Genomic DNA, 12,846 nt, shown 5'->3' on the forward strand with positions numbered 1-12,846 from the left:
GCAAGGGGTTCGATTCTACGTTCCGTCCGATGGGACGATCGATGTTCGACATACGGAACAGGAGCGTTCACGTGAGCCGCACCAGAACCGCTCTCCTCGCCCTTCCCGCAGCCGTCCTGCTGGCCCTGATCCCCTCCAGCGCGTCGGCCTACCCCAACCCCGGCACCGTCACCGGCTCCACCGTCGTCCACGACCCGACGATGATCCGCACCGCGTCCGGCGAGTACCTGCTGTACGCCACCGGCGGCGGCCTGGCCGCCAGGACGTCCGGCAACCGCATCGCCTTCACCGCAGGCGCCGACGCCTTCTCCGCCCGCCCGGGCTGGTGGTCGGCGTACTCCTCCGTACCGGAGGCCTGGGCGCCGGACATCTCCTACCACGGCGGCAGGTACCTGATGTACTACTCCGTCTCGAAGTTCGGCTCCAACACCTCGGCGATCGGGCTCGCCACCTCCGGCACCGGCCGGCCGGGCAGCTGGACGGACCAGGGAACCGTCTACACCTCCGGCTCCGCCAGCGACTACAACGCCATCGACCCCAACCTCTTCGTCGACAGCGACGGCAAGTGGTGGCTGTCCTTCGGCAGTTGGTGGACCGGCCTGAAGATGATCCAGCTCGACCCCGCCACCGGCAAGCAGCTCTCCACGAACACCACCCGCTACTCACTCGCCTCCCGCCCGACCGGAACCAAGGCCGTGGAAGCGCCGTACATCGTCAAGCGCAACGGCTACTACTACCTGTTCGCCTCGTACGACACCTGCTGCGCCGGCACCAGCTCTACGTACAAGGTCAAGGTCGGCCGCGCCACCCGCGTCACCGGGCCGTACCACGACAGGAACGGCGTGCCGATGATGAACAACGGCGGGACGCCCGTGCTGGAGTCCCACGGCCGGTACATCGGCCCCGGCGGCCAGTCGATCATGAACGACGTCGACGGCGACCTGATCGTCTACCACTACTACGACGGTCAGGACAACGGCACGCCCAAGCTCGGCATCAACCTCCTGAACTGGAGCAGCGGATGGCCCGTCGCGTACTGACCCTGCTGGCCGCGCTGGTCTTCCTGCTCGCCCTGGGACAGACCCCCGCCAGTGCCGCCTCGTTCAGCAACCCCGTGAAGTCGGTCAAGGGCGCCGACCCCTGGATCTCGTACCACAACGGCAACTACTACCTGGTGACGACCAGTTGGACCGACCGGATCACCATCCGCAGGTCCACCACCCTGGCCGGCCTCGCCACCGCACCCAGCGTGCAGGTCTGGCAGGGCGACGCGGCCTCCCGCTGCTGCAACATCTGGGCGCCGGAGCTGCACTACCTCGACGGCCGCTGGTACCTCTACTACGTGGCCGGACAGAACGTCCCCGACTACGTCCCGACCCAGCGCACGCACGTCCTGGAGAGCGCGGGCTCCGACCCCATGGGCCCCTACACCTACCGCAACCAGCTCAACTCGGCCTGGATGCTGGACCCGACCGTCGGCACGATCAACGGCCGGCTCTATCTGTTCGGCAGCGCGAGCGGAGGCACGCAGAACCTGGTGGCGGCCCGGATGTCCAACCCGTACACCCTGGCCACGGGCTTCTCCACGATCTCGACGCCGACCCACGACTGGGAGCGGTCGGGCGGCACCGTGAACGAGGGGCCCGAGCTCCTCCAGCGGGGCGGTCAGACCTACCTCGTCTACTCGGCGAGCGGCTGCTGGACGCCCGACTACAAACTCGGCCAGCTCAGACTCACCGGCTCCGACCCGCTGTCCGCCGCCGCCTGGACGAAGAAGCCCACGCCGGTCTTCCAGCGCAACGACGCGGCGGGCGTGTACGGCCCCGGCCACCACGGCTTCTTCACCTCGCCGGACGGCACGGAGAACTGGATCGTCTACCACGCCAACGACGCGGCGTCCGAGGGCTGCGACAACGGCCGTACGACCAGGGCGCAGAAGTTCACCTGGAACGCCGACGGTTCGCCGAACCTCGGCACCCCGGTGGCCCTGGGCGCGAGCCTGGCGGGCCCCTCGGGGGAACCGGCATCCGCGTCGACCACGTACACCCTCAGCAACCGCAACAGCGGCAAGTGCCTGGACGTGGCCGGCGGTTCGACGGCGGACGGCGCCAATGTCCAGCAGTGGACGTGCAACGGCGGCACCAACCAGCGCTGGCGCCTGGAGGACCTGGGCGACGACACCCACCGGCTCGTGAACGTCGGCACCGGCAAGGTCCTCGACACCGAGAACTGCTCCGCGGCCGACGGCGCCGACCTGCGCCAGTGGTCCTGGCTGAACAACGCTTGCCAGCGTTTCCGCTTCGTCGCGACAACCGACGGCTACGTCCGGATCGTCAACCAGGCGAGCGGGGGGGTGGCGGACGTGACGAACTGCGGCACGGCAGACGGAGCGGACGTACGCCAGTGGGCATGGCTGTCCAACAACTGCCAACAGTGGCACGTAAACGCGGGGTAGACGGAGCTACCCAGGGGCGCGGGGAACTGCGCGACCGACCACGACGCACCTGCACTCGCCAGACAACAGGTTCACCCCATTCCAGCGGCGTTGGGCCACCCGCCACTCGGCCACCCCGTGGCCGGCGCAGGGGTCAGCCCGGGCCCCGTCGTCCCACGAACCTGCGCCGCCGTAAGCCCACCCCGGGCAGGAACCCCAGGCGGCGTAGGCTCGAAAGCCGCCGCCGCAGGCATGGGCGCAGGCATAGGCATCGGCGCGGGTATAGGCATCGGTGCCGGAGCTGGTACAGCCACCGGAGCCGGTACCGCCGCCGGAGGCATCGGCATCGCCATACCCGCCCCGTTCGTGGACCCCACCAACCGGTCCACGGCCGCCGTACCCGAGCTGTAGCTGGTCCCGTTAGCCAGCTCGGGCACGGCGGCCGCTCCCCTCCTGGTCCCGTAGAGCACCTGTTCCAGGCTGGACACCAGGCGACGCACGTCCACCTGGGGGCGCACCACGAGTCTCAGGAAGCGGCTGGACGAACCGATCTTGTTGCCGCACTCACGGACCAGGATCCGGTGCTCGGTGAGCAGCCGGTCCCGCACGACCGTGCCTTCGGCGCCGACGGGCAGCCGTACGAAGAGGAAGTTGCCCTGCGAGGGGTAGACCGTGAGCCCGGGCAGCGAGGCCAGCTGGCTCGCCATGTCCAGCCGGTCCCGGCGCACCTGGTGCAGGCTCTCCGCGTACTCCTGGCCGTGGTTCTTCAGCATGAACACCACGTGCTCGGCGAAGGCGTTGAGGTTCCACTTGGGGAGCATCGAGCGGACGCGCCCCGCGAGCGCCGGGTTCGCGACCAGGTAGCCGAACCGTACGCCGTGCAGGCCGAAGTTCTTGCCGAGGCTGCGCAGCACGACCACGTTGGGCCGCAGCATCGCCTCCTGCACGACCGACGGCTCGGCCTCCGCGTCGGCGAACTCCAGGAACGACTCGTCGATGACGACGAGGTCGAGGTCGGCCATGGCGTCCATGAACTGCACGACGGAGTGCCGGTGCAGGAAACCGCCGTCGGGGTTGTTGGGGTTGCAGATCACCGCGACACGCGTGCCGCGGGCCCGGATGAACTCGGCGTACTGCGCGAGGTCGAGGGCGAAGCCGCTGGACTCCTGGAGCGGGAACATGTCGACCCGCTTGCCGGTCTCCATGGGCTGGTCGGTCCAGCGGCCGAAGGTGGGGACGGGGACGGCCAGGGACTCCCGCACCAGCAGATGGTCGATCCAGGTGATCAGCTCGGTCGAGCCGTTGCCCATCGCGACGGCCTGCGGGGGGAGTTGGAGGAGGTTGCAGAGCTCGGCCGTGATGGTGTCGGCGCTGCTCGGGTAGTACGTGATGATGTCGCGCAGCCGGCCTGCCATGTCGTCGAACATGGCGGGTGTGGGGAAGTACGGGTTGCACGGGATGCAGAAGTCGATCGGCCCGGCACCCTCACCGCCTTCACGGGTCAGCGCGGCCATCGAGGGGCTGTGCGCCGCCGTGCTGCGGAACAGCGAGGTGACGTTCTCAGCCAAGGCAACCTCCGGGTCCGGGTGGCCCGCGCGGGGGAGCACGGGCCACCCAGGGATACGGATGCCTGTGTGGCGCTGTTCAACCTCTGTGAATTTGTCGGGAAGTTGTGAACACGCCGTGAGGGCTCAGTCGCTCAGCGGCTCAGGCGCTGAAGGAGTGCACCGTTGTCGTCCGGTACGTCTGGCCGGGGCGCAGGGTGGTGGACGGGAACGACGGCTGGTTCGGCGAGTCCGGGAAGTGCTGCGTCTCCAGGCACAGGGCGTCGCCCTGGCGGTAGATGGAGCCGCCGCTGCCGACCAGGGTGCCGTCGAGGAAGTTGCCCGAGTAGAACTGCAGCCCCGGCTCGGTGGTGGCGATCTTCATGGTGCGGCCGGAGGAGGGGTCCCGCAGTGTCGCCACCCACTCCGGCTTGGCGGTGATGCCCTTGTCGAGCACCCAGTTGTGGTCGATGCCCTTGCCGTACAGCAACTGCTGGTGCGGGACGCGGATGTCCTCGCCGACGGTCTTGGTGCGACGGAAGTCGAAGGGGGTGCCGGCCACCTTGGCCAGTTCGCCCGTGGGGATCAGCCCCGAGTCGACCGGCGTGTAGCGGGAGCCGGCGATGGACAGCTCGTGGTCGTAGATGGTGCCGCTGGACTCGCCGGCCAGGTTCCAGTAGACGTGGCTGGTGAGGTTGACGACGGTGGCCTTGTCGGTGGTGGCCTCGTAGTCGATGCGCCAGTCGCCGGAGCGGGTGAGGGTGTACGTCACCTTCGTCCGCAGCGTGCCGGGGTAGCCCATCTCGCCGTCGGCGGAGGTGTAGTGGAGGTACAGGCCGACGTCCGAGCCCTTGGTGAACGGCTCGACGTCCCAGACGACCTTGTCGAATCCCTTGGACCCGCCGTGCAGGCTGTTCTCGCCGTCGTTGACGGACAGCTGGTAGTCCTTGCCGTCCAGGGTGAAGCGGCCCTTGCCGATGCGGTTGCCGTAGCGGCCGATCAGGGCGCCGAAGTAGGGGCTGGAGGCGACGTACTCCTCGATGGTGTCGAAGCCCAGCGAGACGTTCGTCCGGCGGCCGCGCCGGTCGGGGATCTCCAGGGACTGGACGATGCCGCCGTAGGAGAGGACCTTCAGCCGGGTCCCCCCGTTCTCCAGCGACCAGCGGTGGATCTTCGTGCCGTCGGCGAGCTTGCCGAAGAGCGACTTCACCGGCTTGTGTCCCCCTGTGGCATGGGCCGTGCCGCTCATGGCGGCGGTGACACCGGCGGCTGCGGCCCCGGCGATGACGGTACGTCTGCTCAGTTCCATGTTGCGGCTCCTGCAAAGGAAGCGGGCCCCGCCTTCCGGCGGGGCCCGAGCTGACTTACGAACCGACCTTGCGCTTGTTCCACACGTCGAACCCGACCGCCGCCAGCAGGACCAGGCCCTTGATGACCTGCTGCCAGTCGGTGCCGATGCCGACGAGGTTCATACCGTTGTTCAGCACGCCCAGGACCAGGCCGCCGATGATGGCGCCGAGCACCGTGCCGACACCGCCGCTCATCGACGCGCCGCCGATGAACGCGGCGGCGATCGCCTCCAGTTCGAAGTTGAGGCCGGCCTTGGGCGAGGCCGCGTTGAAGCGGGCGGCGAAGACCAGACCCGCCAGGGCCGCGAGCATGCCCATGTTCAGGAAGACCAGGAAGGTGACCTTCTTGTCCTTCACACCCGACAGCTTGGCCGCGGGCAGGTTGCCGCCGATGGCGTAGATGTGGCGGCCGATGATCGCGTTGCGCATGAGGTAGCCGAAGCCGACCAGCAGCACCCCGAGGACCAACAGGACGTACGGGGCGCCCTTGTAGCTGGCGAGCAGCATCGTCAGGGTGAGGATGGCGGCGCCCAGCGCGACCAGCTTGAGCAGGAAGAGGTTGCGGGGTGCGACCTCCAGTGCGAACTCCTGCTGGCGGCGCCGGTCGCGGTACTCCTGGAAGATCACGAACGCGATCAGCGCGAACCCGAGCAACAGGGTGAGGTTGTGGTAGTTGGTGTTGGGGCCGATCTCGGGCATGAAGCCGTTGGAGACCTTCTGCAGCCCCTCCGGGAACGGGCCGAGGGTCTGGCCCTCCAGGAAGATCTCGGTCAGACCGCGGAAGATCAGCATGCCCGCGAGGGTGACGATGAAGGAGGGTATGCCGCCGTAGGCGATGAAGAACCCTTGTACCGCGCCCGCGATCGCGCCCATGGCCAGGCAGAGGATGACGGCGACCGGCCAGGGCAGATCGTTCTTGACCATGAACACGGCGGCCATGGACCCGATGAACGCCGTCAGGGATCCCACCGACAGGTCGATATGGCCCGCGATGATCACCAGCATCATGCCGATCGCGAGGATCAGGATGTAGCTGTTCTGGAGCACCAGGTTGGAGACGTTGCGGGGCAGCAGCAGGTCACCGTCGGTCCAGACGGCGAACAGCACCACGATCAGACCGAGCGCGAACAGCATGCCGTACTGGCGCATATTGCGGCGCATGCCGTCCAGCACCAGCTGGAACAGTCCGTCGCCGGTGGCCGAGCCGCCCTTGCCGGGCGGCGCCGGGGCCGGCGTCTTCGCGGTCACATCCGTGCTCATCGGGATACCTCTTTGTCCTTGGTCATCTGGCGCATCAGCGATTCCTGCGAGGCCTCGGCCCGCGAGAACTCACCGGTCAGCCGCCCCGCGGCCATCGTGTAGATGCGGTCGCACATGCCGAGCAGTTCCGGCAGCTCGGAGGAGATGAAGACGACCGCCTTGCCCTGGGCGGCCAACTGGTCGATGACGGTGTAGATCTCGTACTTGGCGCCGACATCGATGCCACGCGTCGGCTCGTCCAGGATCAGCACATCGGGACCCGCGAAGATCCACTTGCTGAGGACGACCTTCTGCTGGTTGCCGCCCGACAGCTTGCCGACCGGTTCGAAGACGGTGGGCGCCTTGATGTTCATCGACTTGCGGAAGCCCTCGGCGACCTGCCGCTCCTCGTGCTCGTCCACCACGCCCCGTTTGGCGACCTTGCCCAGCGCGCTGAGCGAGATGTTGCGGTTGATGGTGTCGATGAGGTTGAGGCCGTAGTGCTTGCGGTCCTCGGTGACGTAGGCGATGCCGTGCTTGACCGCCTCGGGGACGGACTTGGTACGGATCTCGGTGCCGTCCTTGAGGACCGTGCCGCCCGCGTACCGGCCGTAGGTCCGCCCGAAGACGCTCATCGCCAGTTCGGTGCGGCCCGCGCCCATCAGGCCGGCGATGCCGACGATCTCGCCGCGCCGCACCTCGATCGACACGTCGTCGACGACCTTGCGCTGCTGGTCGATCGGGTGGTGCACGGTCCAGTTGCGGATCTCCAGGGCCGGCGCCGCGCCCTCCTCCGGCTGGTGCGGAGTCCGCTCGGGGAAGCGGTGCTCCAGGTCGCGGCCGACCATCCCGCTGATGATCCGGTCCTCGGTGGTCCCCTCGGCCTTCACATCGAGGGTCTCGATGGTCCGGCCGTCGCGCAGGATCGTCACCGAGTCCGCGACCTTGCGGATCTCGTTCAGCTTGTGCGAGATGATGATCGAGGTGATGCCCTGCTTCTTCAACTCCAGGATCAGATCGAGGAGTTTGCCGCTGTCCTCGTCGTTCAGGGCTGCGGTCGGCTCATCCAGGATGAGCAGCTTCACCTTCTTCGAGAGCGCCTTGGCGATCTCCACCAGCTGCTGCTTGCCGACACCGATGTCGGCGACGCGGGTGTCGGGGTGATCGCTCAGCCCGACCCGGCGCAGCAGCTCGGTGGCGTGCCGGAGCGTCTCGGTCCAGCTGATGATCCCGCGGGTGGCGTGCTCGTTGCCGAGGAAGATGTTCTCGGCGATGGACAGGTAGGGGATCAGCGCGAGTTCCTGGTGGATGATCACGATGCCGTGCTGCTCGCTGGCCCGGATGTCCTTGAACTCGCAGGCCTCTCCCTCGAAGAGGATCTCGCCCTCGTACGTGCCGTGCGGGTGGACGCCGGAGAGGACCTTCATCAGGGTCGACTTGCCGGCGCCGTTCTCCCCGCAGATGGCATGGACCTCGCCCTGCCGGACGGTCAGAGTGACGTCCGACAGCGCCTTGACGCCGGGAAAGGTCTTGACGATCGAGCGCATTTCCAGGACGGGTCCCGCCATGGTCGTGCCTTCCAATCAGTGGGTGCCGGCGGTTTCTTAAAGGTCGCTTTCCTTGATGTAGCCGGAGTCGACGACGACCTTCTGGTAGTTCTCCTTGTCGACGCTGACCGGCTCCAGCAGGAAGGCGGGCACGACCTTGGAGCCGTTGTCGTAGGTCTCCTCGTCGTTGACCTCGGGCTTCTTGTCGTTGAGCACCGCGTCGACCATGTTGGAGGCGACCTTGGCCAGCTCGCGGGTGTCCTTGTAGACGGTCATCGACTGCTCGTCGGCGATGATCGACTTCACCGAGGCGACCTCGGCGTCCTGGCCGGTGACGATCGGCAGCGGCTTGGACTTGGAGCCGTAGTCGTCCGACTTCAGCGCCGACAGGATGCCGATGGAGATGCCGTCGTACGGCGAGAGCACCGCGTCGACCCGCTCGGACTTGTAGGCCGAGGTCAGGATGTCGTCCATGCGCTTCTGGGCGGTGCCGCCGTCCCAGCGCAGGGTGGTGACCTGGGTCAGGTTGGTCTGGCCCGAGCGGACGACGAGCTGCTTCTTGTCGATGTACGGCTGCAGGACGTTCATCGCGCCCTGGAAGAAGTAGCGGGTGTTGTTGTCGTCGTTGGAGCCGGCGAACAGCTCGATGTTGAACGGGCCCTTCTCCGAGCCGTCCTTCAGGCCGAGCTTCTCCACGATGTAGCCGGCCTGCAGCTCGCCGACCTTCTCGTTGTCGAAGGAGGCGTAGTAGTCGACGTTCTCGGTGCCCAGGATCAGGCGGTCGTAGGAGATGACCGGGATGTCGGCTTCCTTGGCCTGCTGCAGGACGTTGTTCATCGACTTGTTGTCGATGGCCGCCACGATCAGCGCCTTCACGCCCTGCGTGATCAGGTTCTCGATCTGCGAGACCTGCTGGTCGGGGTCGTCCTCCCCGTAGACCAGCTTGGTCTTGTAGCCCATGTCCTTCAGGTGCGTCTCGACGTTCTTGCCGTCGGCGATCCAGCGCTCGGAGGACTTGGTCGGCATCGCGATGCCGATGGTGGCACCTTCGGTGCTGCCCTTGCCCTCTTCGCTGCCGCCCTCGCTGTCCTGGCCGCACGCGGTCAGGGTCAGGGCGAGGGAGGCGGCGGTGGCTATCGCGGCGAGAGCGGCTCTGCGGTTGCGCATAGTCATCTTCCTTGATGTCTCAGCACGGCTGGGTGTGTGGGATTCTGTTTGACTGCGTCGTCTTCTGTGAAGGGGACGCCGAAACCTTTATGAATATGTTTCGAAACGTCGAAGATCCCCGGGCAGTCGTGAGCCGAGCGGAGCCATGTCCCCGTCGGCCCCGTGCCGGGCGAGCAGGTCCAGCGCCAGCCGTCCCCGCCGCACCCGTTCCTTGGCGGTGGTCAGCGTGAGCTCCCGCAGGTGGTGGCCGTAGGGGTAGATCCCGGGCGTCTTGGACAGGCCGAACTTCAGGTACAGCGGAGCGCCGCGCCGGATGAGCTCGGCGACCTCGTACATCCGGACATAACCGCCGAGATCGTCGGGGGCCTCGATGTACATGTCCATGGGGGCCGCGGAGACCCGCCGGATCTCGGTGAGGTGCTGCAGCGTCAGATCGCTGGGCACGTTGACCGAGTCGGCGCCGAGCCGCTCGTAGACCGCGTAGGCGGCCGGGTTGACCGGGCCGATCAGCGCGCTCACCTTGAGCGTGGTGTCGGCCGGGAGGATCCCGGCGGCGCGCGCCCGGTGCAGGGTCCACAGGACGCCCTCGTCGGCCACGAGCAGGCACTTCACGCCCAGTTCGGTGGCGCGCACGGCGTCCTCGACGCAGCCGGCCACCGCGTCGTGGCCGCGGGCCCGCAGCCCCGCGCCCCGGGAGTCGGTCCGGGTGGAGCCGCCGATGTCCCAGGTGCCGCGCGGGCCCGTGAACAGGCAGAGCTCGATGTCGCGTTCGCCGGTGGCCTCGACCATCTCGGTGATCTCGGCGTCGGTCAGCATCCACACGCCGCTGCCCTGGCTGATCCGGTGGATCGGCACGTCGAGACGCGAGGCTTCCTTCAGGACAACGGCCAGCGCTTCGGGACCCTCGCACGAGGGAATCTCGGTGCGCCAGCGGCCGCCGCCCGGGAACGTGTGGGGCGAGGCGTCGGCGGGGGAGAGGTCGGGCGCGCCCAGGCCGAGGGCGGCGAGCGCCTGCTCACCGGGTCGACGGGCTGCCGTGGCGGAAGCGTCGGTCACAAGCTGTCCTTCTTGTTCGGTATTTCGGACGGAGTTCGCGGCTCTGGGTACGGCAAAGGCTTGGGTGTACGCCGGTGCGGGGGCCGTCAGGTCGCCCTCGCACCGGCGCACGGCTAGGGGCGCAGCAGGACTTTCCCGACCTTGGGATCGCCGGACCCGACCAGCTCGATGGCGCGCGCGAACCCCTCCAGCGGCAGCTCGTGCGTGACCAGCGGCAGCGGATCGAGCAGCCCGGCCGCGAACACCCGCGCGGTGTGCGCCCAGGCGTCCGGCGGGGCGCCGAAGACGGTGTGCACCTCCAGCTGCCGTACGACCAGGTCCGTCGGGTCCAGACCCTCGGCGCCCGGCGCCGGGATCCCCGTCAGGACCAGCCGTCCGCCGCGCCGGAGCAGGGAGGCCGCGGTGCGCGCGGCGGACGCCGACCCGGCGGTCTCGATGACCACGTCGAAGCTGCCGGGCAGGTCCTCGTCCCGGGTACGGAAGTCGGTGGCGCCGAACTCCCGCGACAGCGCCTCCCGGTCCCGCCGGGTGCCGACCACCAGCAGCTCGCCCGGTGACCCGGCACGCAGGAACTGCACGGCGAACATGCCGAGCGTCCCGGTGCCGACCACCGCGACCCGCTCGCCGGGGCGGGCGTTCGCCTTGATCGCCGCGGCGGCGATGCAGGCGGCGGGCTCCAGCAGGGCGGCGGCGGTCAGATCGCAGTCGTCGCGCAGCACGTGCAGCAGCCGGGCCGGCAGGGTGAGCGTGGTGGCCATCGCGCCGGGCTGGGTGAACCCGGTCTCCTCGTACCCGGCGGTGCACAGCGTGGTCTCACCGGCGTGGCAGCGGTCGCAGACCTGGCAGTTGCGAAAGCCCTCCCCGACGACCTTGCGGCCGACGAGGGACCCGGGCACCCCGGCGCCGACCCCCTGCACGGTCCCGGACCACTCGTGGCCCGGGGTGAGCGGGTACCGCACGTACCCCTCGGGCCGGTTGCCCTGGTACACCTCGCGGTCGCTGCCGCAGATGCCGACCGCGTGGACGCGCACCAGCGCCTCCCCGGGACCGGGCTCGCGCGGCGTGTGCTCGGCCAGCCGGTGCTCGCCGGGCGCCTCGACGACGACGGCGCTGCTCACTTCTGGGTGCCCTTCGGCTGGCGCCGCTCCCAGCCCTCGGCCCACAGGTCGAACCGGGCCTGCTGCTGCGGGAACTCGGCGGCGGCGTCGACGTCCAGCTCGACGCCGAGACCGGGGGCATCGGAGAGGTGGAAGTAGCCGTCCACGACCTGCGGAGCGCCCTTGACGACCTTCTTGATCTCGGAGTCCGCGAAGTCGTTGAAGTGCTCGAGGATCTTGAAGTTGGGGGAGCTGAAGCCGACCTGGAGGGAGGCCGCGGTCAGCACGGACCCGCCCACGTTGTGCGGGGCGACCAGCATGTAGTGGGTCTCGGCGGTGGCGGCGAGCTTGCGCGTCTCCCAGATGCCGCCGATGTGACCGACGTCGGGCTGGATGATGTCGACGGCCTGGCTCTCGAAGAGCTCCCGGAACTCGATCCGGTCGTGGATCCGCTCACCGGTGGCGAGGGGGATGTCCACCTTGGCGGCCACCTTCTCCAGCGCCTTCAGGTTCTCCGGCGGGCAGGGCTCCTCCAGCCAGGCCGGCTTGAAGGGCGCGAGCTCGTGGGCGAGCCGGACGGCGGTGGCCGGCGAGAACCGGCCGTGCATCTCCAGCATCAGCTCCGCGTCCGGACCGATGGCGTCCCGCACCGCCTCGATGAGGGAGACGGCGTACAGGGTCTGCTCGTGGTCCAGTTCGAAGTGCCCGGTGCCGAAGGGGTCGATCTTCAGCGCCTTGTACCCGCGCTCCATGACCCCCTGGGCGGCCTTGTGGTACGCCTCGGGCGTCCGCTCGGTGGTGTACCAGCCGTTGGCGTACGCCTTGACCCGGTCGGTGACCTTGCCGCCCAGGAGCTGCCAGACCGGCACCCCGAGCGCCTTGCCCTTGATGTCCCAGCAGGCCATCTCGATGACGGCGATCCCGGACATCACGATCTCGCCCGCGCGGCCGTAGTCGCCGTACTTCATGCGGCGCACGAGGTCTTCCGTGGCGAACGGGTCGGAGCCGAGAATGTGGTTGGCCTCGGCCTCTCGCAGATAGCCGATCAGCGCGTCGGTGTGGCCCAGCATCCGGGTCTCGCCGACTCCGGTGATTCCCTCGTCGGTGTGCACCTGTACATAGGTCAGGTTGCGCCACGGCGTTCCGACCACGTGTGTGCTGATTCCGGTGATGCGCACGGCAGTTGTCCCTTGCTGCGTCGTCGGCTCATGAGTGTGTGTTCGATATTTCGACACACGTTCGAAATGCTGACGTGACAGTAGGGAGGGGGTGGCGGGGGTGTCAATGGGTCGCACGCATAACGGTTTCGACACCGCTTTCGACACGGCTTTCGGTGCGGCATCGGTGACGGATGGGGCGTATACCTCAACGGGTGCGCCGGAACGGGTAGTTCCGCACACAACTTTCACAGGC

Annotated in this window: 10 protein-coding genes; 2 read left to right on the plus strand and 8 right to left on the minus strand. The window is 68.3% G+C overall.

Translation table 11 applies throughout. From position 1 onward, the window contains the following. The first annotated feature begins 41 nt into the window (after positions 1-41). Both M8H82_RS31565 and M8H82_RS31570 read left to right on the plus strand, forming a co-directional pair. Complete coding sequence (locus tag M8H82_RS31565; protein ID WP_250078583.1) at positions 42-1,040, plus strand: arabinan endo-1,5-alpha-L-arabinosidase; 999 nt, start codon at positions 42-44, stop codon at positions 1,038-1,040. Then, positions 1,022-2,455: a family 43 glycosylhydrolase gene (locus M8H82_RS31570; RefSeq protein WP_250078519.1), complete on the plus strand. Its 1,434-nt coding sequence runs from the start codon at positions 1,022-1,024 to the stop codon at positions 2,453-2,455. Before M8H82_RS31565 ends, M8H82_RS31570 begins: the two co-directional genes overlap by 19 nt. Before the next feature lie 71 nt (positions 2,456-2,526). Here the strand turns inward: M8H82_RS31570 and M8H82_RS31575 are convergent, their stop codons facing one another. The 8 genes from M8H82_RS31575 to M8H82_RS31610 form a co-directional block, all read right to left on the minus strand. Then, positions 2,527-4,002, minus strand: a complete 1,476-nt coding sequence (locus M8H82_RS31575) for a histidinol-phosphate transaminase (RefSeq protein WP_250078520.1) — start codon at positions 4,000-4,002, stop codon at positions 2,527-2,529. Positions 4,003-4,141: 139 nt separating this feature from the next. After that, positions 4,142-5,287 carry an aldose epimerase family protein gene (locus M8H82_RS31580; protein ID WP_250078521.1) on the minus strand — a complete coding sequence of 382 codons (1,146 nt, stop codon included), beginning with the start codon at positions 5,285-5,287 and terminating at the stop codon, positions 4,142-4,144. Positions 5,288-5,342: 55 nt separating this feature from the next. After that, the gene (gene mmsB / locus M8H82_RS31585; protein WP_250078522.1) at positions 5,343-6,587 is read right to left on the minus strand and encodes a multiple monosaccharide ABC transporter permease; all 1,245 of its coding nucleotides are present in this window, start codon (positions 6,585-6,587) and stop codon (positions 5,343-5,345) included. After that, on the minus strand, positions 6,584-8,134 hold the full coding sequence (gene mmsA, locus M8H82_RS31590; protein ID WP_250078523.1) for a multiple monosaccharide ABC transporter ATP-binding protein: 1,551 nt from the start codon (positions 8,132-8,134) through the stop codon (positions 6,584-6,586). Before mmsA ends, mmsB begins: the two co-directional genes overlap by 4 nt. 36 nt (positions 8,135-8,170) lie before the next feature. Continuing rightward, positions 8,171-9,280, minus strand: coding sequence for a multiple monosaccharide ABC transporter substrate-binding protein (gene chvE, locus M8H82_RS31595; protein ID WP_250078524.1), 1,110 nt, complete (start codon positions 9,278-9,280; stop codon positions 8,171-8,173). 87 nt (positions 9,281-9,367) lie between these two features. Then, a complete protein-coding gene (locus M8H82_RS31600) occupies positions 9,368-10,336 on the minus strand; it encodes a hypothetical protein (protein ID WP_250078525.1) in 969 nt (322 codons plus the stop codon). Between the two features lie 113 nt (positions 10,337-10,449). Then, the gene (locus M8H82_RS31605) at positions 10,450-11,454 is read right to left on the minus strand and encodes an alcohol dehydrogenase catalytic domain-containing protein (protein WP_250078526.1); all 1,005 of its coding nucleotides are present in this window, start codon (positions 11,452-11,454) and stop codon (positions 10,450-10,452) included. After that, complete coding sequence (locus M8H82_RS31610) at positions 11,451-12,611, minus strand: mandelate racemase/muconate lactonizing enzyme family protein (protein ID WP_250078527.1); 1,161 nt, start codon at positions 12,609-12,611, stop codon at positions 11,451-11,453. Before M8H82_RS31610 ends, M8H82_RS31605 begins: the two co-directional genes overlap by 4 nt. Positions 12,612-12,846 lie beyond the last annotated feature (235 nt).

It is taken from the genome of Streptomyces sp. YS415, from assembly GCF_023544665.1.
In the GTDB taxonomy this organism is placed as follows: Bacteria; Actinomycetota; Actinomycetes; order Streptomycetales; family Streptomycetaceae; genus Streptomyces.